Genomic DNA, 22324 nt, shown 5'->3' with positions numbered 1-22324 from the left:
TTTCCAAACAGAATGTGTGCTTGGGGTGAATCTGAGCCCAACAGGCTAAGATCTTGATGTTTAGGCTTTGCACTGCCTTGGCTAGAGTGCTAACGTCACCGCATTGGCACTCGGGGGTACAGAGTGCCAACGCACCACACCACACACCACAGCAGATGTCGGGACCAAGGCGGCGCACACGGATGCGTCTGCTGCGGTCGAAGACACAAGGAGGCGCACGATGGCGACCGCTACAAAGGTTGCACTCCAACCGCTCGAGGACCGCGTTGTTGTTCAGGCCAATGAGGCCGAGCAGACCACGGCCAGCGGGCTGGTCATTCCGGACACCGCGAAGGAGAAGCCCCAAGAGGGCACCGTCATCGCGGTCGGCCCCGGCCGTTTCGGCGATGACAACGAACGGGTCCCGATGGATGTCGCCGAGGGCGACGTGATCATCTACTCGAAGTACGGCGGCACGGAGATCAAGCTGGCGGGTGAGGAGTACATCATCCTCAACGCCCGCGACATCCTCGCCAAGGTCAACAAGTAGGAGAGGTAGGAACACCACATGGCTAAGCAGCTGAAGTTCCACGAAGACGCACGGCGCAAGCTCGAGGCGGGTGTCAACACGCTGGCCGATGCGGTCAAGGTGACGCTCGGACCGAAGGGCCGCAACGTCGTCTTGGAGAAGAAGTGGGGCGCCCCCACGATCACCAAGGACGGCGTGACCGTTGCTCGCGAGGTCGAGCTCGAGGACGCCTACGAGAACATGGGTGCCCAGCTCGTCAAGGAGGTCGCCACCAAGACCAACGACGTCGCTGGTGACGGCACCACGACCGCGACGGTCCTGGCCCAGGCGATGGTGAAGGAGGGTCTGCGCAACGTTGCCGCAGGCGCCAACCCGACCATGCTGCAGCGGGGTATGGCCTCTGCTGTCGAGCGTGTCGTCGAGACCATCGGGACGATGTCCCGTGACATCGAGACGCAGGAGGAGATCACCAACGTCGCGGCCATCTCCGCCAACAACGACCCCGGCATCGGCGAGGTCATCGCCGAGGCGATGGACAAGGTCGGCAAGGATGGCGTCATCACCGTCGAGGAGTCCCAGACCTTTGGCCTGGAGCTTGACTTCGTCGAGGGGATGCAGTTCGACAAGGGCTACATCTCGCCGTACATGGTCACCGACACCGACCGCATGGAAGCGGTGTTCGAGGACCCCTACATCCTGATCGCGAACCAGAAGATCGGTTCGGTCCAGGACCTGCTCCCGATCCTCGAGAAGGTCATGCAGGGCGGCAAGCCGCTCGTGATCATCGCCGAGGACCTCGAGGGCGAGGCACTGGCCACTCTGGTCGTCAACAAGATCCGCGGAACCTTCCAGTCCGCCGCGGTGAAGGCCCCTGGGTTCGGTGACCGTCGCAAGGCCATGCTGCAGGACATCGCGATCCTGACCGGTGGCCAGGTCATCTCCGAAGAGGTCGGCCTGAAGCTGGACGGCGTCACGCTGGACCTCCTGGGTCGTGCCCGCAAGGTCACGATCACCAAGGACAACACCACCATCGTGGAGGGTGCTGGCTCGCAGGAGGACATCGACGGTCGCATCAAGCAGATCAAGGGCGAGATCGACAACACCGACTCCGACTGGGACCGCGAGAAGCTTTCCGAGCGCCTCGCGAAGCTGTCGGGCGGCGTCGCCGTCGTCAAGGTCGGCGCGGCCACCGAGGTCGAGCTGAAGGAGAAGAAGCACCGCATCGAGGACGCCCTGTCCGCGACGCGTGCCGCGGTCGAGGAAGGCATCGTCGGAGGTGGGGGTACTGCCCTCATCCAGGCGGCCTCCTCGCTGGACAAGTTGGACCTCGAGGGCGACTACGCCACCGGTGCCAACATCGTCCGCTCCGCGCTCTCCTCGCCGCTGTACTGGATCGCCGCGAACGCGGGCCTCGAGGGCTCCGTCGTGGTCGAGAAGGTCCGCAACATGGAGGCTGGTCAGGGCCTGAACGCGCTGACCGGTGAGTACGGCGACCTGATCTCCTTCGGGATCGTCGACCCGGCCAAGGTGACCCGCTCCGCGCTGCAGAACGCAGCCTCGATCGCTGGCATCCTGCTGACGACCGAGTCGCTGATTGCCGACAAGCCCGAGCCCCCTGCTGCGGCTCCGGCCGGTGGCGCAGACCACCACGGCATGGGCGGCATGGACTTCTAGTCCAGCCCGAACAGTCGCGCGAAGGCGGTCCCTCCGGGGACCGCCTTCGTCGTTGCTGGTCCCGAACGCACTCGGCAGGCCCGCGTGGTCTGGGGGACGGCCTTGCCATGGTGGGTGGACTTGACCTGCCTGAGGGCTGCAAGGTCCACCCACAGGGTGCCCCCGCTGCGCTGGGGGCCGTGGTGGGTGGCCTTTGCCAGCCAGGACGGTGTGAAGTCCACCCACCGGATCGTGCCCCCGGTGCGGCCGGTGACGTCCGAGGCGCTTATCCACAGGCGAGACGAGTTAGCACTCCTGAGACGTCAGCGGTCGGTCATGGTTGAGGGATGGACCCACGCGACGGCATCAGTGACCTCAGCCGGTACCGGGAACTCGGCAGGCTTGCTGAGCACCAGGCTGGCTGCATCGCCATCTGGCAGGCCTCGCTCGTCGGGTTGGAGCCGCGTCGACTGGACGAGCGGGCTCGGCGAGAGGGGTGGCGACGGCCACATCGCTCCGTCTACCTGCTTCCCGGCGTACCGAGCTCGGCACGCACGTCGCTCTGGGCCGGCCTGCTGGCGGTGGCTGACATCTCGGTTGCCGGACGAGGGAGGGCCCTGGCGGGCGATCCCCTCCGAACCGCACGGGAGAGCGTCGGCGCCTCCGTGGCCGTCACCGGCTGGTCGGCTGCGTGGGAGTACGGCTTCCGCGGACGCAAGGTCGCGGTGCCGCAACTCCTCGGGGCGCACCGGACCACGACGAGTCGCGACCGGATCCGTCTGATTCGAAGCCGTCGGGGAATCGAGGGCATGTGGACGTGGCGCAACGGGTTGCCGCTGGCCACGCCGGTTCGGGTCATCTGGGATTGTGCACACCTGGGTCGCCGGGATCCCCGTGCGGTCTCGGGCATCGTGGACCTGGCCGTGTACTTCGACAGGACTCGGACCATGTCGGTGGATGAGTTGATCCTGATGGCCGAGGACCCGACGGCTCTTGGATTCTCGCTCCGCCCCCCGCCGGCTGTACGCGCGGCCGCGAATCGGCTTCGTCCGGGCTTCTCGCACTCGCGGACCGAGGCACGAGCACGGGCGATCGCCGCCGACGTGTGCCGGGAGTTCGGCGTGACCCTCCACCCCCGTCCCTACCCCGTGCGGTCTGGCGGACGGATCGTCGCCGAGATCGATCTGGCCGTTCCCGAGTTGCGGTTCGGGGCCGAGATCGACGGTCCCCATCACCAGTCGGCAACCGCGGCGGCCTGGGACCGCACGCGGGACCGCCAGCTCCGCCAGGGCTTGGACTGGGTTGTCCACCGCTACGCCACTGGACGACTGGATGCGGCAGATGGTGCTGACTGGTTTCGAGCGTCGTTCAGGCGGGACCTTGCTCGTCGTCTGCGGATTGACAGGGCAGCCTGACCCCGTCGTATCGACCGCGACGCGTGAGCTGGTCGACCGCGACGGGTGGGCCGGTCAACCGCGACGGGTGCCCTGCTCGCTGACGGCGGTCACCAGGCCAGTGGGTGGACTTCATGTCGGTCAGGCGCGAGAAGTCCACCCACCCCACGACCGGGGCGCGCCAGGACCGGTCAGAATCGGTTCCCGGCCCTCGGCGCCCACGGCGCCGCACGTCGGGCGGGTGGACCTTGGCCATGCTCGGCGGGGTAAGTCCACCCACCGGGCCAGGCAGGCACCGACCCTCCCCCCGCTCTGGGAGTTGAGGCAGCTAAGGCAGGCAGCCCACGTGCGCCATCGCCATCGTGATCAGCCGGTCCTGACCTCCCGACATCTCCGTCGCCACCAGCGGGGACGTGGCCTCCGCGACACTCATCCAGCTGAACTGCAGCGCCTCCTGCGACGGCACGCACTCGCCGGTCACGGGCACGATGAACACCAGGCTGACCGCGTGCTGCCGTTCGTCGGTGAACCCCGTCCGGTCCGGGGTCGGGAAGTACTCCGCGACCGTGAACGGTGCGACGGTCGCCGGCACCAACGGCTCCGCATCCGGACCCAGGTCCTTCGTCAGGTGCCGCCACAACGCCTCTCGGACCGTCTCCCCGTACAGCACCCGCCCGCTCACGATCGACCGGGTCAGGGTGCCGTCCGGCCGCGCCGTCAACAGCAGCCCGACCTTCTCCACCACGCCGAGGTGGTCGGTGCGGACCGGAATCGCCTCGACGTAGACAGTCGGCACGCGCTCTCGGACGAACGACAACTCCTCCTCGGGCAACCACCGGGTGGAGGTACTCAGCGTCTCTTGGTCATTCACGTCACAGCTCGCTGTCTGGTCGGTCCGGGCGATCTTCGCGGGGAGTGTCGCACGGCTCAGGTTGGTGCTGCGACTCGGGACCTCCGAAACGGCCGTCAGGTGAGGGCCGGAGCACTCGTGGTCTGTCTCTCGATCAGCTGTTGTTCCCGCGCCCCCGCGTCACCGCTGGACAGCGCGACGCACTCATCGCTCATGCCTGCGTTCCCTGCGTCATGGAATGAGCGAGGAGTCCTTGGGTTGCGCTCGCTTGCAGGACCCGCCGTGCGGCGCAGGACCACGGGCAATCGCCGGCCAATTCTCGAACAGACCACTAGGGTCTGCACCGATGACGCGTCCGGCCGGTACGGCAAGAGCGCCCTCTCTGGGGAGGGATGCCCTGAGCGGCCGGCTGGAGACCTCCCTGCGCGACCTGGACCAGCGGGACGGGCCTGTCACCCAGTGGAAGCGGGCCTGGCTGCTGACGGCCCTCGGACGATATGGCGATGCTCTGGAGGCCTGTGACCAGGCCGCTGCCGGGTCACCTGACATCCAGGCCTGCTCCCAGATGACCCGGGCGATGCTGTACCGCCAGATCAGCCTGCACCACCTCGCCGAGGAGACCGACGCCGACGCCCTCGACCTGCTGCAGTCGGCCACGGTCCGTGTCCCCTCGATCCGCGCTGCCATCCGGATCGGCCAGGTCGCCGACGCCGTCGGCCTCGGGCTTGACGCCACGGTCATGTCCCGGCGCCTTCAGGTTGCTGCCGCCGCGGTCACGGCTGCCGGCTCATGGCGTCAGGGCGTCCGGCTGACCTGGGTCCGAGGTGAGGTCCACATGGTTCGGGGCCAGTTCAACCGCGCGGCCAGGGTCTTCGCCGGTGGCGCCAAGGTGGCCTCCGGCCAGGGGGCGGTCCGCCACCAAGCCAAGTCCATGATCTTCCTGGCGGCCGCCCGGGCTGGTGCGGGTGAGCAGGACGAGGCGCTCCGGATCGCGGAGCGCGGGCTCCAGTTGGCTGCTCGATGTGGTGCCGCCCCGCTGATGTGGCCGGCCGAGCTGATCCTCGCCGAGGTGGATCCCGACCGGGCCGAGACGCACCTGGCTCGTGCGCGGCAGTTCTTGGAGGGCATACTCGACACGCTTCCCTCCGAGCTTCGCGACGAGGCACTCCGGCAGAGCCCGGCCAACTGGCTGGTGGCCGGAGCGCCACCGAGCGGCTCGGGGCCAACCCCCGCCACCGACGCCTGAAAACCAACTCCCCCTGATCGATCCGTTGCTGTCTGACCACGCCAGGACCAGCCCCCGGGGGGCTGCCGCAGACCTCACTCGACTGCTGGACCTCGTGACCGCGATCCAGCAGGAGAGCGACCCCGACGTGATGCTCGGACAGTTGCTCACCACCGCTCTCAGGAGCTCCGGCGCGACCAGCGCAGCCGTTCTCGAGCGTGGCGTGGGGGAGACGCTTCGCCCGGTGCAGGAGGTCTGTTCGGTCCACGGAGCCGTCACGGCGACGTCGACCCTTCCGAGCCAGATCGGCATCGGCGATCTGCGGTCACCGCTCTGGACCGTCCTGCTGGGCCGGGCGACGCTGCGCTGGACCACGCCGGAGGAGGGGCCCGCTCCGATGAGCCAGACGTCCGGTTGGCACAGCGGGGTGGTCCTGCGCATGAATGCGCGCCGCGGGGCGACGCGCGTGCTCGCGCTCGGCGGGCTCCCCGAGTCCGAGGAACCCGACATCGCCCTCCTCCAAGGTCTGGGCGATGTCGTTGCCGGCTCACTCGCCGGACTCGAGCTCACGCGCGCGGCGGAGCGGTCCGACGCCGTCCTGACGACCATCACCGATCTGGCGGGTGAGCTGGGCGCTGCCGTCAGTCCCCAACAGCTGCTCGTCGCGATCACACGTGGGCTCTCCGAACTCGAGAGCGTCGACGGCGCTCGTATCTGGGAGGTCACCGCCACGGGCGAGCCACGGCTGGTGGCAGGGGAGTACGACGGCGACCTGCCCGGCAGCGAGCTCACGGAACGGCGGCTGGAGGGGTTGGCGTCCCCGGATGTCACGCCGTCGGTGCGAGCCCTGCTCGAAGCCGAGTCACGCGGCTACAAGGACGGCCCGCTGGTGACGCTCGCGGTGCTGACGTCGGAGCCGACCCGGGTGCTGGGCATCGCCCACGCCGAGCCGCTGGATGACCTGTCGCGGTCGGTCGTCCGCTCCCTGATCGGAGCCATCGAGCCGGCCATGCGCAAGGTCGGCCTGGCTGCGGAGCGCCGCTCGCTGCTGTCCCGCTACACCGAGTCGCTGATGCCGCGTGGCCGGCCCGGTGACCTCGACATCGCCGTCGAGTTGCACGCCAACACCCGTGCAACCGGATCCTTCGGTGGCGACTTCTACGATTGGTTCGAGTTGCCCGACGGGCGCGCGGCGGTTGCACTGGGCGACGTGGCCGGCAAGGGACTGGTTGCTGCCGGTGCGTCGAGCATGGCCGTGTGGTCGCTCCGAGCGCTGGTGAGTGGAACGCTCGGGATGGCGGATCTGGTCGAGACCCTGGACCGTGTCGTCCAAGATCAGCTGGACAGCGAACGGTTCGTCACGCTGGCGCTAGTGGCCGTGGACCCCACGACGTGGCACGTGGAGCTGGTGCTGTCCGGCCACCCACCTCCGATCGTGGTCGGTGGCGGCGCGGGCCACCCGGTGGAGGCCGCACCCACACCCCCACTCGGGCTGATCGGCAGACCGATCGACGAGGTCACGAGCTTCTCCCTGGAACCCGGCGAGATGCTGGTGCTCTACACCGACGGCGTCACCGATGCGACAGCGGAGAACAACCAGCGGTACGGCGCAGAGCGGGTCCTGTCGAACGCCGCGCGCCTCTCCGCCACGCCCGGGATCAGTGCCGAGGAACTTGCCGCGGAGCTGTGGTTCAGCGTGCAGACTTGGGCCGGTGGTGCTCCGGATGACGACTGCGCGCTCCTGGTCGTCGCCCGACCGGCCTGACCTCCCACCGCGTGGACGGGGATACCTGCTGCTCGTCGTCCTGGCAGCCCTCGCCGTCGGGTGTGTGCCGACCGTCGACGATCAGGCTGGTGACGGCGGCGCTGATACCAACACCGCCACGAGTGACACCGGCACCGCCACCACCCCGGGGGAGGGCGTCGTGGTCACCGTCGACTCTGGCTCGGACGACTCTGTCACCGACAGCGCTGCCGGCGGCGGCGTGGCACCGCCTGACCTCGGCGCGAGCACGCCGACGCAGCAGCTGCTGGGCCCGCCGATCGTCGAGTTGGCCGAGGTGACCCTCGACCTCGCCCGGCGAGCCGACTTCCTCCGCCACACGGTGGACCGCGGCCAGCCACAGCAGGACGCGCTGGCCGCGCTGGTCGGGGTCCAGGCCCGGCTCGACCGCGCGGTGCTGGACCTCGACGACGCATTGGCGGAGGCGCAATCGGACGCGGTCCCCGTTGCCGCCGAGGACGCCATGACCCAGTTGATGCTGGAGGCACGTGACGTGGCTGCCGATGTTCAGAGGGACGTGAACGAGCTTGATCCCTACATCGCCTTCGACGCCTCCCTGGAGAACGTCGTGACGGCGTGGGCCGCACGCGGCTCGCGCAGCGACTTCGAGACCCGACTGGAGGAGCTCGTGGTGCAGTCCGACGGCATCGCAGCGGTGGCCCGCCGGCTGCCCGCCACCCCGGATGGCTGCACGGACCTGCGGACCAACCGCATCCGCTGGGCGACCGTGGTGCAGGAACGAACGGTGGCACTCCGCGACGTCGCCGTCGGCGGGGACGGGACGGCCTATGACGAGCTGCGGGACCGCTACGACCGGGCGCCGTACGGCGAAGATCGGACGGTGGCCGACGCTGAATCCCGGGTCTGCTGGCTGGACCGCACCACCCTGCCTGAGGTGCCCACCCGAGTCGATGCGCTCCTCACGACCATCGAACAGACTCTGATGTGATGGAGGGTCGAGCATGAACAGCGAGCCGTTCGACGTGGACGAGCTCCACGAGATCTTCGACGACGACGAGGATGCAACCGACGCTGGCCCCGTCGAGCAGTTCGACATCGACGATGCAGCTGGACTCGAGACCGTCGATCTGGAGGACGACGTCGGCGATGTGGCCCCGCTGCCGTCACAGCGCGTCTACGGCGGCCAGCGGAGTTCCCGCCGACGGCGCCCATGGGGTTGGGTTGCCGCACTGGGTGCGTTGATCCTCGCCGCGCTCGGCGTCTGGGGCTGGCTGGCCTACGATGAACTCACCGGCGTTCGTGACGGCGTCACAGCCGCGCGTTCGGATCTGATCGCCGCCCGCGACGCGCTGACCGCGGGGGAGTTGCCCGCGGCCGAGGCCCGCTTCGCCAGCGCGTCGCAGAGGCTGGCTGAGGTCCCCGACGCGCTGTCGGGCCCCACGGTCGCCCCGGTCCGGTTGATCGCCACCTACCGCCGCACCCTGGATGCGGTCGGTGATCTGGCTCTGGCCGCCACGCTCGTCTCCGACGCGGGAGGAGCCGTCACCGCGCAGTTGGACGCGGGCGACGGCGGCTTGGGGGCACTGGCGCCGACCGACGGCCGCATCCCCGTCGATGCGCTCGCCGATCTTGCTCCGGTCCTCGAGGAGGCCGCAGAGGACGTGGCTGCCGCTCAGGCCATCGTCCTCGACGTGCCGAGCTCCGGCATCGACGCGCAGGTGCGCGATGCCCGCGCCGAGTTCCTGGCCCTGCTCGAACCAGCCGAGGGACAGCTGCGAACGGCGAGCGGCGTTGCTGAGGTCCTCCCGGCGCTGTTCGGGGCCGAGGGCCCCCGTCGCTACCTGGTGGTGGCGTCCAATCCGACCGAGGCCCGCGGCACCGGCGGATTCTTCGGGGCCTACCTGCTGATGGATGCCGACGACGGGCAGCTGTCCTTCACACCGACGACCGATCTGTACGAGTTGCCGTCGCTGCCGCGCGGGACGCTCGAGTGGCCCGACGAGAGCCTCGAGGAGCGCTACGACATCTACGGCGGCAGCGGTTTCCTGCCGAACATAAACATGACCCCGGACTTCCCCTCCGCCGCGACGCTGCTCGAGAACTACTTCCGCGAGAGCCAGGACAGCACGCTCGACGGGGTGCTGGCCATCGACCCGTTCGCGTTCGAGTCACTGCTCCGGATCTCCGGACCCGTCGAGCTCGAGGGCCTGGGGCAGATCGACGCCGACAACGTCGTCGAGTTCGTCTCGCACGGCGCCTACTCCGAGCTGACCGACCCGGACGAGCGCAAGCGGCTGATCGGGGCTGTGGCCCAGGCCTCGTTGCAGGGCTTCCTGGCCAACCCCGGCGGCACCTCGGCGTCGGTGGTCATCAGCTCCCTCGCCGAGATGGTGGCCCGCCAGAGCCTGCTGGTCTACGCCTCGGACTCCGAGGAGCAGGCCATCATCACCGAGCTCGGCCTGGCCGGACGCCTGTCTGACGGCGACACCGGCGACTTCCTCGGCATCTTCCTGAACTCCGGCGCCAGCTACAAGATCGACTACTTCCTGCAGCGGACCGTCGACTACGACGTCGTGCTCGGTCCCGACGGCGTGGCCGTCAGCACACTGCTGACCGGGTTCGACAACCAAGCGGTGCTGGAGGGTGAGCCGGGCTACATGATCGGGTTCGGCGATCCGCCACTGGACGTCGGCGACGCGCTGTCGTTCATCAGCGTCTACTGCGCACCGGGATGTGACTTCTTCGAGGTGCCTGACAACGGGTTCGAGGGCCTCGAGACCGAGGAGGGGATCGAGCTCGGCCATCCCGTGCGCTCGACCTGGATGCTGACCCCGGCTGGCCAATCCCGGCAGTTGGCATGGTCCTACCAGACCCCCGACGCCTGGACCTCGCGCGGGGCCGACCGGGTGTACACGCTGCGCTACCGCCACCAGACGACCATCCGGCCTGTCGAACTGCACGTCACCGTGGCGATCCCCGACGGCTTCGAGGCGTCAGAGCTCCCCGAGGGGGCCTCGGTCGAGGACGGCGCCGTCGACCTGCGACTGGACGCCACACGCGACCTCGACCTCCAGATCGTGTTCAGCCCGGTGCCGGCGTGACGTCGGGGCCGCCGCTCGAACCGCGCCCACAGGTACCCTCCAGCCGGTGAACGAATCCCTTCGCGCCGGCCCGACGCTGCTCGAATCGCTGTGGCGATATCGACTGCCGGTGGTCCTGTTCCCCCTCGTGATGGGCGTGATCGGCTTCTTCGTCACGTCGGCGCAGCCGCCGAGCTACGACGCCACCGCGGTGCTCTTCCTCACCAACCCGGGAACGCTGCCGGGCATGGGAATCGACTCCCGCCCCCGGATCAGCCCGCAGGAGTTCGTCCCGCAGCAGGCAGCACGTGCGTCCTCCCGGTCGGTCCTCGAGGCCGCCCGCGAGTCGCTCGAGAACGCGCCGTCGATCCAGGATCTGATCGACCACACCAGCATCGACTCGAACATCGAGGACCTCCTGCTGCGGGTCAACGCCACGGCGGACACCGCCGAGGAGGCCGCTGAGATCGCCAACGCGATCGCGACCGCCTACATGACCCAGAACCGCGAGCGGGAGCGAGCTGACGCCGCCGCGGCCGTGTTCGAGGTCAACGAGCAGATCAGCAGCCTCGAGGCCAGCCTCGAGCAGGTCCAGTCGCAGCTGAACGACGACCCCTCGAACCTCGCGCTGCAGAGCCAGATCCAGAGCCTGTCCGCCCGCCTGATCGAGCTCGAGTCCACGGTGTCAACGGTGGAGGCGCAGGCCCAGCTCCGCGGCGACGGGGTCGACGAGTTGGAGGAGGCCCGACCGCCCGAGCTGCCGGCTCGCCCCCAGGTGCGACTTGGTGTTGCGATCTGGGGTTTCCTGTCCGGGATCGCCGCCGCGATCTGGGCCTACTGGTACGCCGGTCGCTCGCAACGCGTCCTCAACCGCACCGACCCAGAAGACGTGCTGGGCGTCCCCCTGCTGGGCGAGATCCCGCTGTACCGCGCCGAGGCCGACGACGAGCTCACCGGGCTGCTGCAGCTGGACCCTGCGGCCGCCGAGGCCTACGAGTTCGTGCTCTCCTCCATCGAGTTCGCCCTGGGCGACACCGTGGGTGGGAAGTCGCTGATGGTCACCTCGACCCTGCCAGGCGACGGCAAGACCACCACCAGCCTGCAGTTGGCCATCGCGGCGTCACGTGACCGCCGGCGGGTGATGATGGTCGACGCCGACATCCGGGCCAGGGGTCTGACGACGGTCTTGCGGGCACAGGACCGACCGGGCCTGTCCGACATCGCCGCCGATGGAGTCAAGGTCGCTGACGTCGTGCGGCGCTACCGGTTCAGCGAGAGCTCGCAGATCCCGGTGGTGACCGCGGGGCAGCGACGTGGTGACCCCGCCGCACTGCTGCGCACCAACGTCTTCCGGAAGACGATGAACGAGATCAGGGCCTCCGCCGAACTGGTCATCATCGACTCCTCGCCGCTGCTCGCGGTGGCCGATGCGGTGATCGTGTCCGGCTCAGCCGACGGTATGGTCCTGGTGGTCAGTCACGGCACGCCGGTCAGTGAGCTGCAGAAGGTCCGTGAGCGACTCAAGTTCGTCTCGACCCCACTGCTCGGCTATGTCTTCAACCGCTCGGACGCCACCACAGCAGCCGCCTACGGGTACGGCTACGGCATTGCCGAGGACACCGACGGCCAGCGCCGCCTGCTCCCGAAGACCCGTCGCGCCAAGGAGCGCAGTCGACCGGAACCCGAGCCGCGACGTCACCTGGTCGCCCGTCCCAGTGAGCGATACGAGCCGGACGTCGAGGATGTCTCCAACAACGGTGGGTCAGAGGCAGCCGAGCGCGCACAGGTCACCGACCACGAAGAGCTCTAGATCTGGAGAGGAACAGCACAATGAAGGTCAGCGTCATCGGGATCGGCCACGTCGGTCTGGTCACCGCCGCCTGCATGGCGGAGTGGGGCCACGACGTCATCGGCTTCGACAACGACCCGGCCAAGATCACCTCGGTGGAGAACCGTCAGGTCCCGTTCCACGAGCCCGGCCTCCGCGACCTGGTCCTCACGGGGGTCGACGCCGGCCGGATCACGGTGACCGGCGACCCCTCCGTGGCCCTGGACGACCGCGATGTGGTGTTCATCTGCGTGGGCACCCCCAAGGGGAAGGACGGTGCGCCGAACCTGACGTACGTCCAGGCTGCGGCGGCCATGGTCGCGACCCACGCGACGAAGCCGACCGTCGTGGCCGAGAAGTCGACCGTGCCGGTGCAGACGGGGGAGCGGATCAAGCAGGCCCTTGGCCTCCAGGCCAAGAGCACGGGCGGGAGCACCCAACACGCCGTGGTGTCGAATCCGGAGTTCCTGCGCGAGGGGTCCGCAGTCCAGGACACCCTGTTCCCGGATCGTGTGGTGGTCGGAGCCGACGGCGAGGCGCCCCACCGCATCATGCGGGAGCTGTACCAGCCGCTGCTCGACGGCCACGACTGTCCCTACGTCGCCACCGACGTCAAGACGGCCGAGCTGATCAAACACGCCTCGAATGCGTTCCTGGCCACGAAGATCTCCTTCATCAATGCCGTGGCCCGGGTCTGCGAGATGACCGGGGCAGACGTGCACACCGTCGCCGATGCCATGGGTCACGACGCCCGGATCGGACGGGCGTTCCTCAACGCAGGCCTCGGATACGGCGGATCGTGCTTTCCCAAGGACGTGGAGGCCTTCATCCACATCGCCGCCGACCTCGGCTACGACTTCGGGCTGCTCCGCGAGACGGAGCGGATCAATCGCGAAGCCAAGCTGTGGCCGGTCGTCCAACTGCGGCGGCTGCTGTGGAACATCGGCGACAAGGAGGTCGCCGTACTCGGCCTGGCCTTCAAGCCGCACACCGATGACATCCGCGAGGCGCCAGCCCTCGAGGTCATCGAGTCCCTGATCGAGGAGGGCACCCAGGTCCGTCTGCACGATCCCGTGGCGCTGCCGCAGGTCGCCGACCGCTGGGGTGACAAGGTCCGGCTCTGCGAGACCGCGGAGGAGGCGGTCCGAGGAGCGCACGCCGTCGTCACCTGCACCGAGTGGCCGGAGTACGCCGAGATCACCGCCCCGCAGCTTGCCGAGTGGTTGGAGTTCCCCGTGGTCGTGGATGCCCGGAACGTCTGGGATCCGGAGGGCTTGGTGGCGGTGGGGATCCAGCTGGCCAGCGTCGGTCGGCGAATGCCCTGACAGTCGGCGTATACTCTCCGCGATCTGGCTGCGCGTCCTGCTGATCACCACACGGTGTCGCCCCAACCCGGCGTCCCGAATGGCTCAGCGGCGTGGACTCCATCAGCCGAACGCGCGGCTCACAACGGGACGGGTGAGACAAGACAGCCATGGCAACCACCACACGACGACATGCGACACCGGTCGTCCTGACCCCCGTAGAACTCGGCGCACCCGTCAGCTCGACCTACGTCAGGCTGGTCAAGCCGGTCATCGATCGCCTGGTTGCGCTGCTGGCCCTGATCCTGCTCCTCCCCCTCTTCGCCGTGGTCGCCATGGGGGTGTACACCAGCCTCGGAGCGCCGCTGATCTTCGGCCAGGAGCGTGTTGGACTCGGCGGACGCAGCTTCACCGTCTACAAGTTCCGCTCGATGAACGCGGACCGCCGACGGACCGCTGCCACCTTCGATGGGTTCGACCGCCGGCGGACGCACAAGAGCGAGCAGGATCCCCGCCTGACGCCCACCGGCCGATTGATCCGCCGTCTCTCACTCGATGAGCTGCCGCAGCTCATCAACGTGCTGCGGGGTGACATGAGCCTGGTGGGTCCGCGCCCCGAACTGCCCGGCATCGTCGAGGAGCACTACGCCGAGTGGATGCACCGTCGTCACGCGGTGAAGCCAGGGATGACCGGCCTGTGGCAGGTCTCCGAGCGCGGCAACGGCATGATGCACGAACACGTCGACGTCGACCTCGACTACGTCGACCAGGTCGGGTTGGGGACCGACATGCGCATCCTGGCCAAGACCCTGCCCGCGGCGCTGCACACCAACCAGGGCGTCTGATCCGGCTAGCCGAGGCGCTCGACGACCGCGGCACCGAGTCGCTCGCCGATCGACAGACAGGACGTGGCAGCAGGGCTCGGTGCGTTCAGCACGTGCAGCGTTCGAGCGGTCTCGTGGAAGACGAAGTCGTCCGCCAGTGAGCCGTCGGCGTACAGCGCCTGCGCCCGCACGCCCGCCGGGTACGGCGCGAGGTCCGTTGTCGTGATGTCCGGGGTCATCTTCTGCAGGGCCTTGACGAATGCGCCGCGGTTCAGCGACCGCCACATCTCTCCGAGACCGGTGCGCCAGTGTTCGCTCGCCAGTCGACGGAGTCCGGGGCTCGCCGCCAACCGCTTGAGGGTTGCCGGGTCGACGTCGCGCCACCGGTAGCCCTCGCGGGCCAGCCCCAGCACCGCGTTGGGCCCGGCCAGCACCCGGCCGGATATGTGCCGGGTCAGGTGCACGCCGAGGAAGGGGAAGCGCGGATCGGGCACCGGATAGATCAAGGTGCGGCAGAGCTGCTCCGCGTCCTCGGTGAGCTGGTAGTACTCGCCGCGGAAGGGGACGATCTGCAGCGGCAGGTCGGTGACGCCGAAGGCCCGCGCCACGAGATCGCTCTGCAACCCGGCGCAGGTCACGACGGCATCGGCCTCGAGATCACCGGCAGTGGTGGTGAGCCGGACGACGTCACCGCGCTCCTCACCCCGCTCCACCGCGGTGTCGGTGAGGATCGTGCCCCCGGCCTGGGTGATGGCGTCCGCCAGCGTCCGCGCGACCGCCGGGTAGTCGATGATGCCGGCATCGGGGACGTGCAGGGCTGCGACGCCGCGGACGTGTGGTTCCAACTCGGCCAGCTCGGCCAGGTCGATCGATCGCGCAGCCACACCGTTGGCCTTGCCGCGCCGCTCGATCTCGGCCAGCGGCCCCCGCTCGCTGTCCTCGGTCGCCACGATCACCTTGCCGCACAGGTCCATGTCGATGCCGTGATCGGCTGCGAAGTCGAGCAGGAGCGCGCGGCCCTGCCGGCAGTTCGTGGCCTTGGCGGACCCCGGCGTGTAGTAGACACCGGAGTGGATGACACCGGAGTTGCGACCGGACTGGTGCTGGGCGAGCTGGGGCTCCTTGTCGATCACCGTCACGCGGACGTCAGGCCGCTGGCGGCTGAGCGCTGCGGCGGTGGCCAGGCCGACCAAGCCGCCGCCGACCACAACACACCGACCCGAGGAGCTGCTCATCCAAGGCCGAACCGTAGCCCGTCACGTCAACGAGCCGTCAAGCTGACGCGACGGTGGGCCGGTTACCATGCCGGGCTGACCCGACCGCAACCGCTGGACACTCCATGACCGAACCGAAGAAGGCCTTCCTCACCGGCATCACCGGTCAGGACGGGTCCTACTTGACGGAGCTGCTCCTGGACAAGGGGTATGAGGTCCACGGTCTGGTGCGACGCGCCAGCACCTTCGGGACCGAACGGATCGATCACCTCTACCTCGACCCGCACCTGGACAGCGCTCGCATGTTCCTGCACTACGGGGATCTGTCCGACGGCAACTCGCTGTCCCAGCTGCTGCAGGACATCAGGCCGGATGAGGTCTACAACCTGGGTGCCCAGTCACACGTGGCGGTCTCCTTCGCCAACCCGATCTACACCGTCGACGTGGATGCACTCGGGACCCTTCGCCTGCTGGAGGCGTGTCGGCAGCTCGGGGACGAGATGCCCCGCTACTACCAGGCGTCCTCCTCGGAGATGTTCGGCAAGGTCCGTGAGGTGCCCCAGTCCGAGACGACGCCGTTCCACCCCCGCAGCCCGTACGGCTGCGCGAAGGTGTACGGGTTCTGGCAGACCGTCAACCATCGTGAGTCGTACGACATGTACGCCTGCAATGGGATCCTGTTCAACCACGAGTCGCCCCGGCGGGGGGAGACGTTCGTCACCCGCAAGATCACCCGGGCGGCGACCAGGATCAAGCTCGGGCTGCAGAAGAAGCTCTATCTGGGGAACCTCGATGCGCAGCGCGACTGGGGCTTCGCGGGGGACTACGTCGAAGCCATGTGGTTGATGCTGCAGCAGGAGGAGCCTGACGACTACGTCGTGGCGACGGGGGAGATGTTCTCCGTCCGCGAGTTCGCCGAGAAGACCTTTGCGATGCTCGACCTCGACTGGGAGCGCCACACCGGGACGGACGAGCGGTACATGCGGCCCGCCGAGGTGGAGCAGCTGCTGGGTGATGCGAGCAAGGCACATCGGGTCTTGGGCTGGAAGCCCCGACACACCTTCGACGAGCTGGTGGCGATGATGGTCGAGTCCGACATGAAGCTGGCGCTGAAGGAGAAGGCCCTGGTCGACGCGGGCCTGGAGACCATCGAGTGGGAGGCCGGCCGTCGGCATGAGTAGCGGTCGGGCCAACCTGGTGACGCCGTGACCCTGCTCCCGGACCGGACCGACGTCGTGGGCACGACGATCTCGGCGACCAGCTACGAGGAGGTCATGGACCTCCTGCTGCACCCGCTGCCCGACCGCGCTCGCACGGTGATGTTCTGCAACGTCCACTCCGTCATGGTGGCCAGACGGGATCCGGAGCTGCGGCGCGCCATCGAGGCGGCCGACCTGGCCACCCCTGACGGTGTGCCGTTGGTGTGGACGCTGCGGCGACTGGGGCACCCGACTCAGCAGCGGGTCTACGGCCCGGACCTGATGGAGATGGCCCTGCCCTGGGGGCGGGCACACGACCTGCGTCACTACCTCTACGGCGGGTCGCCCGAGACACTCCGGGCGCTGCAAGGACGTATCGCCGCACTGGCACCGGGAGCCGCAGTCGTCGGAGCCCACTCGCCACCGTTTCGGCAACTGACCAGCGAGGAGGAGCAGCAGCGACTGGCCCACATCAGGGACAGCGGGGCCGATGTCGTGTGGGTTGGCCTGGGGATGCCCAAGCAGGAGCTGTGGATGCACCGCGTTGCGCCCGAGCTGCCGGGGACCGCGCTCATGGGCGTCGGTGCGGCGTTCGACTTCCTGGCCGGCACCGTTGCCCAGGCCCCGGATGTGCTCCAGCGGGCTGGCCTGGAGTGGCTGTACCGGCTGCTGCGGGAGCCCCGTCGGCTGTGGAAGCGGTACGCGGTCAACAACCCCCAGTTCCTCTGGTACGTCGCGCGTCAGCTGGTCGGCCGCGACGCCAGGACGGCCCGGTGACGACCCGACAGGTCCTGATCTCCGCGTACGCCTGCGCGCCGGGGCACGGGTCCGAGGCTGAGGGTGGGTGGAACTGGGTCCGCTGGACGGCCGAGGCCGGCCACGCGGTGACGGTGCTCACCCAACCGCAGTTCGCGGGGCCGCTCCGGCATGCCGTCGGCGGGGCGGTGCGCGTGGAGGTGGCGAAGCCAGCCGCATGGGCCAGCGTCGTCCGCGGACACCCGCGGGTCTACGCCGACTACCTGGCCTGGCAGGCCAGCAGCGCCGAACTGGCCAGGCGTCTGACCACCTCCGCCACCTTCGATCTGGTCCACCACGTCTCCTGGGGCAGTCTGATCTGGGGCACACCACTGCACCACCTCGATGTCCCGCTGGTGTTCGGTCCCGTCGGTGGCGGGCAGGTCGCGCCCCCGGCGTTCAAGGCCTACTTCGGTGACAGTTGGGCCAAGGAGGCGCTCCGGACTCTGCTGGTGACCCGCGCACTGCCACGGAACCCGCGCACGCGCGCCACGCTTCGCGGGGCCGCCGTCGTCGCCGTCACCAACGCCGCGACCGAGCGCGCCGTCCGGTCGATCGGGGCCCCCCAGGTGCTGCAGATGCTCGACACCGGCCTCAGCCCGGGTGATGAGGCAGAGCCACCCGGACCAACGAGCCGGCCGCCCGGACGCATGGAGCTGCTCTGGATCGGACGGCTCCTGCCCATCAAGGCCCTGCCACTGGCACTGGAGGCCGTGGCAGCCGCCGCCCGAACGGCGGAGGTCCGCCTGACCGTCGCCGGGGGCGGCCCACAAGCACACGACGTCGAGGCGTGGACCCGCCGGTTGGGTCTGCAGGACCGGGTCTCCCTGCTGGGCCACGTGCCCCACGAGCAGATCCGACCGCTCCTGCGGCGTTGCGATGCGCTGCTGTTCACCTCCCTTCGCGAGAGCTTCGGGGCGCAGATCCTCGAGGCGGCAGCCCAGGCCCGGCCCGCGGTGAGTCTGGACCTGCATGGCGTGGGGACGCACCTGCCGCACACGGCGGGCTACCTGGTCCCCGCAACCGATAGGCGGACGACGGTGGCGGCACTTGCGGCGGCCATCGTGACCGCAGCGCTCGATCCGACCGAGCGCGCCCGTCGGGGACGGGCGGCCAGGCGGTGGGCGTTGCAGCAGCGCTGGCCGGCGCGCGTGGAGGCCATCCATCGAGCGCTGGGCAACCCAACCCGGCCGACTGGAGCCGCGTTGTGAGGGTCGGCCTGGTCGGGCCCTGGACCAGAGGGGGGCTGGGGCCGTGGCTGCCGGCCGGAGCGCCGTTGCCGGAGGGCAATCGTGGACTGGTGGTCTCGCTCTTGGCCGAGTCGCTGCTGGACCGCGGCCACCAGGTGACCTACGTGGGCCTCGACGAGGACGTGGCGCACCCGACGACGGTCAGCGGGACGTCACTCTCGGCCGTCCTCCTGCCACGACGCCGTGGCGGTCGGGGCCGCGATGCCTACGCGGTCGAACGCGGCCTGCTGCGCCAGTCGCTCGCTGCCGTGGACGTCGACATCCTCCACGTGCACTGGTCCTACGAGTACGCCCTCGCCAGCAGGGGACACCCGGCACCGCGGCTGGTCACCGTCCACGACTGGGCGCCCGCCGTGCTGTGGTACACCCCCGATCCCTATCGACTGGTTCGGCTCGGCATGTTCGTCGGTGCCCTGTGGTCACGCCCGCCACTCACCGCGCCGTCGCCACAGATGGCCCGGCGGTTGCGCATGATCGGCATGCCACACGTCGCTGTGGTCCCCAACGGGCTGGACACGCGTCTGCTGGGGCCCGGTCCGAGGGACGGGCCGGGGCCAGGCCGGCTGCTGGCGGTCGCTGACGGGTTCAGCCGCCTGAAGAACACCCGGGCGCTGATCGATGCGATGCCGCAGATTCGCGCTCGCGTCCCCGCGGCAACACTCACCCTGCTGGGGCCGCAGCACGAGGCCGATGGACCTGCCGCGGCCTACGCTGCGGCGCGTGGGGTCGACCGGTACATCACCTTCCTCGGGTACCAGCCGCACGACCGCGTCCTCCAACTCATGCGGGAGGCCGACGTGCTCGTGCACCCCGGCCGGGAGGAGTCGTTCGGGATGGTCCTGATCGAGGCGATGGCGCAGGGCACCCCCGTGATCGGTGGCCGTCGGTCCGGCGCGGTGCCGTGGGTCCTCCGCGGCGGCCGCATGGGCCGACTGGCCGACGTGCGATCAGCCGGCGCCATCGCGGAGGCGGCCACCGAACTGCTCACCGATGACGCGGCGTGGCGGCTGATGTCGCAGCAGGGATTCGAAGGCGTCGAGCGCCGCTTTACCATGGACGTCGTGACCGACCGGTACCTCGAGGTCTACCAGCAGACGATCGACCGCAGTCGCAGCTCCTGATGCGAGCACTTCTGCCCTACCTGCCCCTCGTCCTGCTCATGGGTGTGGTCGGCGTCTACCTGATCGACCAGTGGTTGCGCCGCCCCACCTTTGCCATCGAGGTCCTGACCGCAGCATCCATCGCACTCGTGACCGTCTTCGGGCTCGTCGGGCTGCTGACCGGGTCCCCGGTGACCCAGGAGAACGTCGAGCTCAACCTGCCCATGCAGCTGGTGGCAGCCGGCGGCAACGTGCTGCTCTTCGGAGGCCCACTGTTCGGTCTCATCCGGCAGGGCCCCGAAGGACCGGGCCGATTGATCTGGGCGGCGGTCTTCACCTTCTCGACCTTCGCTGGCTTCGCCCAGCTGGTCAACGACGGCCCGGTGCTGCAGGTGTTCGTGTTCCTGCCGCTGACGACGTACCTGCTGTGGCGCTCACCAGGCACCACGGTGGCCAACGTCGTGCGGACGGGGAAGGTCGGCTTGTGGGGGCTGACGCTGACCTGTCTGGCCGTCATGCCGCTGTCCACCGCCTGGCTCGCCACCGGCGGCTCGCTGATCGGCCTCGACATCCGCTTCGTCGGCGTCACACGGCACCCCAACCAGTTGGGTCCGTTCCTCGTGCTGCTGCTGCTCCTGAACGTGATCGAACCGCCGGCACGACGCTGGGCCCTGCCGGCGTGGGGCATCCCTGCCGTCCTGCTCGTCCTCACCCAGTCCAAGACGGCCGGGGCAGGGTTGATCCTGGGCGCCGCGGCGCTGTGGTGGTACCGCGTCGGGAGTGATCTGGTGGCGCGGTTCCGCTGGTTGCCGGCCGTGGCCATCGTCGCCGTCACGGGTGGCCTGGGGCTGGTCGCCACCGCAGTGCCGGCTGAGGAGGTGCTCGCGCCCGAGCGAGCCGAGGAGCTGGTCACCCTCACCGGACGGACCGACATCTGGGGCGCAGGCATCGAGGAGTTCCTCGCCAACCCCATCTTCGGTGCGGGCAGCGACGTCTACCAGCGCTACGCGGAGGAGACCGGCCAGACCTGGGCCGGACAGGCCCACAACGAGTTCGTGCAGACCATCGCCGCAGAGGGGTTGGTCGGCTTCACGGGCCTGATGGCCTACCTGGCCGTGCTGGTCTTCCTGGGCATCCGGCTGGCCCCGATCAGCGGGGGCGCATCGCTGGCTCTGACCGGTGCGTTCCTGCTGCGCTGGATCACGGAGACGCCGGCCCGCGAGGTCAGCTTCGAACAGGTCCTCGTGATCGCGCTGCTGATCGCATGGGCACGCGTGGCTCCCGAGCGGGCACGGCTGCAGTCCCTGTCTAGGGACGCAGCAGTTGCGCCATCGTCTCGTGACGGAACACCTGACGCTGAGCTCGCTCGAACGGGACCCACACGTCCATGACCAGCGCGCGGAGCATGGCTGCAGCGCCCGCGAGGTAGCGGCCGTTGGCCAAGGCCCCGCCAGCACTGCGATACAGGCTCTGGGCCATCCACGACCGCAGCAGTCGCCGGTACACCGTGGGGTGGCTCCGCAGGACATCGAGGAACTCCAGGTGGGAGAGCTCCGGCAGTTCCAGGTGACGGCGTCGGGCATTGGCCTTGACCCGCTGGGTGTTGAGCAACCCCTTGATCATCTTGTGATCGGAGACGCTGTGGCCGTGCACCCGATAGTGCACCAGAGGCTCCTCCAGGTTCAGGATCAGACCGTGCTCGGCCATGCGCGTCCACAGGTCGACGTCCTCCCCGGGGAAGTAGTCCTCCCGGTAGCCGCCGACCAATTGGAACACATCCCGACGGAAGATCGCGGAGGAGTTCAGCAGGTAGAAGACGTCGCTGCTCGCCCGGGCGTTGTCGTAGGCCGCCTCGTCGTGCAGTCCGACGTCGAAGAACCCGCGAACCCGACCCTCGGCGTTGATGTGATGGCCGGAGGAGCCCAGCGCAACCAGGCCGTCGGCGTCCGCCGACGAGGAGTGGTGCTGCAGGACCGCCATCTGCCGCTCGAGCTTCTGCGGCAGCCAGACGTCGTCGGCATCACAGATCGCCAGCCACGCCGCACGGCTCACGTCGATCGCGAAGTTGCGACCCACCACTGGACCTCGGTTCCGCACCGAGCTGAGGACCCGGACACGATCGTCCTTCGCCGCGAACGATTGCAGCAACTCGGGAGTGCGGTCGGTCGAGCCGTCGTCCCAGACGACGACCTCGAAGTCGGTGAAGGTCTGCGCGCCGATCGAACGGAGCGCGTCGAGAAGATGATCCTCCTCGTTGTGCACCGTCATGATGACGCTGACTGCAGGTGTGTGGGTTGACATGGGGCTCTGGTCGCTGTGGTCGTCCCGCGGGGCCGAGTCTAGGACGATGCCCATC

Annotated in this window: 19 protein-coding genes; 15 read left to right on the top strand and 4 right to left on the bottom strand. The window is 69.0% G+C overall.

Annotated features, from left to right (window positions below):
- Positions 1-220 precede the first annotated feature (220 nt).
- Both groES and groL read left to right on the top strand, forming a co-directional pair.
- Positions 221-529 carry a co-chaperone GroES gene (gene groES, locus C1746_RS20305; protein WP_116716578.1) on the top strand — a complete coding sequence of 103 codons (309 nt, stop codon included), beginning with the start codon at positions 221-223 and terminating at the stop codon, positions 527-529.
- An 18-nt stretch (positions 530-547) separates the two neighbouring features.
- Complete coding sequence (gene groL, locus C1746_RS20300; protein ID WP_116716577.1) at positions 548-2182, top strand: chaperonin GroEL; 1635 nt, start codon at positions 548-550, stop codon at positions 2180-2182.
- Here the strand turns inward: groL and C1746_RS20295 are convergent.
- Positions 2179-2403 carry a hypothetical protein gene (locus tag C1746_RS20295; RefSeq protein WP_116716576.1) on the bottom strand — a complete coding sequence of 75 codons (225 nt, stop codon included), beginning with the start codon at positions 2401-2403 and terminating at the stop codon, positions 2179-2181. The genes groL and C1746_RS20295 overlap by 4 nt on opposite strands.
- Before the next feature lie 105 nt (positions 2404-2508).
- On the opposite strand from C1746_RS20295, the gene C1746_RS20290 reads away from it, so the two are divergent.
- Positions 2509-3576, top strand: a complete 1068-nt coding sequence (locus C1746_RS20290; RefSeq protein ID WP_116716575.1) for a hypothetical protein — start codon at positions 2509-2511, stop codon at positions 3574-3576.
- A 307-nt stretch (positions 3577-3883) separates the two neighbouring features.
- Here the strand turns inward: C1746_RS20290 and C1746_RS20285 are convergent, their stop codons facing one another.
- Complete coding sequence (locus C1746_RS20285; RefSeq protein ID WP_205712019.1) at positions 3884-4426, bottom strand: DUF4916 domain-containing protein; 543 nt, start codon at positions 4424-4426, stop codon at positions 3884-3886.
- Between the two features lie 325 nt (positions 4427-4751).
- Between C1746_RS20285 and C1746_RS20280 the strand changes: the two genes are divergently transcribed.
- From C1746_RS20280 to C1746_RS20250, 7 genes are all read left to right on the top strand, one after another.
- Positions 4752-5651, top strand: a complete 900-nt coding sequence (locus C1746_RS20280; RefSeq protein ID WP_116716574.1) for a hypothetical protein — start codon at positions 4752-4754, stop codon at positions 5649-5651.
- 94 nt (positions 5652-5745) lie between these two features.
- Positions 5746-7395, top strand: coding sequence for a PP2C family protein-serine/threonine phosphatase (locus C1746_RS20275; RefSeq protein ID WP_162868017.1), 1650 nt, complete (start codon positions 5746-5748; stop codon positions 7393-7395).
- A complete protein-coding gene (locus C1746_RS20270) occupies positions 7355-8362 on the top strand; it encodes a hypothetical protein (RefSeq protein WP_116716572.1) in 1008 nt (335 codons plus the stop codon). The genes C1746_RS20275 and C1746_RS20270 overlap by 41 nt, the downstream gene beginning before the upstream one ends.
- A 13-nt stretch (positions 8363-8375) precedes the next feature.
- Positions 8376-10475: a DUF4012 domain-containing protein gene (locus tag C1746_RS20265; protein WP_116716571.1), complete on the top strand. Its 2100-nt coding sequence runs from the start codon at positions 8376-8378 to the stop codon at positions 10473-10475.
- Between the two features lie 46 nt (positions 10476-10521).
- Complete coding sequence (locus tag C1746_RS20260; RefSeq protein ID WP_116716570.1) at positions 10522-12264, top strand: tyrosine-protein kinase domain-containing protein; 1743 nt, start codon at positions 10522-10524, stop codon at positions 12262-12264.
- A 20-nt stretch (positions 12265-12284) separates the two neighbouring features.
- Positions 12285-13607, top strand: coding sequence for a UDP-glucose dehydrogenase family protein (locus C1746_RS20255; RefSeq protein WP_116716569.1), 1323 nt, complete (start codon positions 12285-12287; stop codon positions 13605-13607).
- Positions 13608-13756: 149 nt separating this feature from the next.
- The gene (locus tag C1746_RS20250; protein ID WP_116716568.1) at positions 13757-14431 is read left to right on the top strand and encodes a sugar transferase; all 675 of its coding nucleotides are present in this window, start codon (positions 13757-13759) and stop codon (positions 14429-14431) included.
- 5 nt (positions 14432-14436) lie between these two features.
- Here C1746_RS20250 and lhgO read toward each other — a convergent pair whose 3' ends face one another.
- A complete protein-coding gene (gene lhgO / locus C1746_RS20245; RefSeq protein WP_116716567.1) occupies positions 14437-15645 on the bottom strand; it encodes an L-2-hydroxyglutarate oxidase in 1209 nt (402 codons plus the stop codon).
- 104 nt (positions 15646-15749) lie between these two features.
- Here lhgO and gmd point away from each other — a divergent pair, with 104 nt between their 5' ends.
- The 5 genes from gmd to C1746_RS20220 are packed head-to-tail and all read left to right on the top strand — an operon-like array spanning position 15750 to position 21359.
- On the top strand, positions 15750-16805 hold the full coding sequence (gene gmd, locus C1746_RS20240) for a GDP-mannose 4,6-dehydratase (protein WP_116716566.1): 1056 nt from the start codon (positions 15750-15752) through the stop codon (positions 16803-16805).
- A 24-nt stretch (positions 16806-16829) separates the two neighbouring features.
- Complete coding sequence (locus C1746_RS20235) at positions 16830-17600, top strand: WecB/TagA/CpsF family glycosyltransferase (RefSeq protein ID WP_116716565.1); 771 nt, start codon at positions 16830-16832, stop codon at positions 17598-17600.
- On the top strand, positions 17597-18829 hold the full coding sequence (locus C1746_RS20230; protein WP_116716564.1) for a glycosyltransferase: 1233 nt from the start codon (positions 17597-17599) through the stop codon (positions 18827-18829). The genes C1746_RS20235 and C1746_RS20230 overlap by 4 nt, the downstream gene beginning before the upstream one ends.
- Positions 18826-19989: a glycosyltransferase family 4 protein gene (locus C1746_RS20225; RefSeq protein WP_162868016.1), complete on the top strand. Its 1164-nt coding sequence runs from the start codon at positions 18826-18828 to the stop codon at positions 19987-19989. The genes C1746_RS20230 and C1746_RS20225 overlap by 4 nt, the downstream gene beginning before the upstream one ends.
- Positions 19989-21359 (top strand): O-antigen ligase family protein, encoded by a 1371-nt coding sequence (locus tag C1746_RS20220; protein WP_116716562.1) that lies wholly within the window; start codon positions 19989-19991, stop codon positions 21357-21359. Before C1746_RS20225 ends, C1746_RS20220 begins: the two co-directional genes overlap by 1 nt.
- Here C1746_RS20220 and C1746_RS20215 read toward each other — a convergent pair.
- A complete protein-coding gene (locus tag C1746_RS20215; RefSeq protein WP_162868015.1) occupies positions 21277-22269 on the bottom strand; it encodes a glycosyltransferase family 2 protein in 993 nt (330 codons plus the stop codon). The genes C1746_RS20220 and C1746_RS20215 overlap by 83 nt on opposite strands.
- Positions 22270-22324: the final 55 nt, after the last annotated feature.

It is taken from the genome of Euzebya tangerina (assembly GCF_003074135.1).
GTDB lineage: Bacteria > Actinomycetota > Nitriliruptoria > Euzebyales > Euzebyaceae > Euzebya > Euzebya tangerina.
This window is presented reverse-complemented; position numbering and strand designations above follow the sequence as displayed.

Excerpts from the sequence above, each read along its gene's own strand:
- groES (WP_116716578.1), top strand. The coding sequence starts at position 221 with ATGGCGACCGCTACAAAGGTTGCACTCCAACCGCTCGAGGACCGCGTT.
- groL (WP_116716577.1), top strand. The coding sequence starts at position 548 with ATGGCTAAGCAGCTGAAGTTCCACGAAGACGCACGGCGCAAGCTCGAG.
- C1746_RS20290 (WP_116716575.1), top strand. The coding sequence starts at position 2,509 with ATGGACCCACGCGACGGCATCAGTGACCTCAGCCGGTACCGGGAACTC.
- C1746_RS20280 (WP_116716574.1), top strand. The coding sequence starts at position 4,752 with ATGACGCGTCCGGCCGGTACGGCAAGAGCGCCCTCTCTGGGGAGGGAT.
- C1746_RS20270 (WP_116716572.1), top strand. The coding sequence starts at position 7,355 with ATGACGACTGCGCGCTCCTGGTCGTCGCCCGACCGGCCTGACCTCCCA.
- C1746_RS20265 (WP_116716571.1), top strand. The coding sequence starts at position 8,376 with ATGAACAGCGAGCCGTTCGACGTGGACGAGCTCCACGAGATCTTCGAC.
- C1746_RS20255 (WP_116716569.1), top strand. The coding sequence starts at position 12,285 with ATGAAGGTCAGCGTCATCGGGATCGGCCACGTCGGTCTGGTCACCGCC.
- C1746_RS20250 (WP_116716568.1), top strand. The coding sequence starts at position 13,757 with ATGGCAACCACCACACGACGACATGCGACACCGGTCGTCCTGACCCCC.
- lhgO (WP_116716567.1), bottom strand. The coding sequence starts at position 15,645 with ATGAGCAGCTCCTCGGGTCGGTGTGTTGTGGTCGGCGGCGGCTTGGTC.
- gmd (WP_116716566.1), top strand. The coding sequence starts at position 15,750 with ATGACCGAACCGAAGAAGGCCTTCCTCACCGGCATCACCGGTCAGGAC.
- C1746_RS20220 (WP_116716562.1), top strand. The coding sequence starts at position 19,989 with ATGCGAGCACTTCTGCCCTACCTGCCCCTCGTCCTGCTCATGGGTGTG.
- C1746_RS20215 (WP_162868015.1), bottom strand. The coding sequence starts at position 22,269 with ATGTCAACCCACACACCTGCAGTCAGCGTCATCATGACGGTGCACAAC.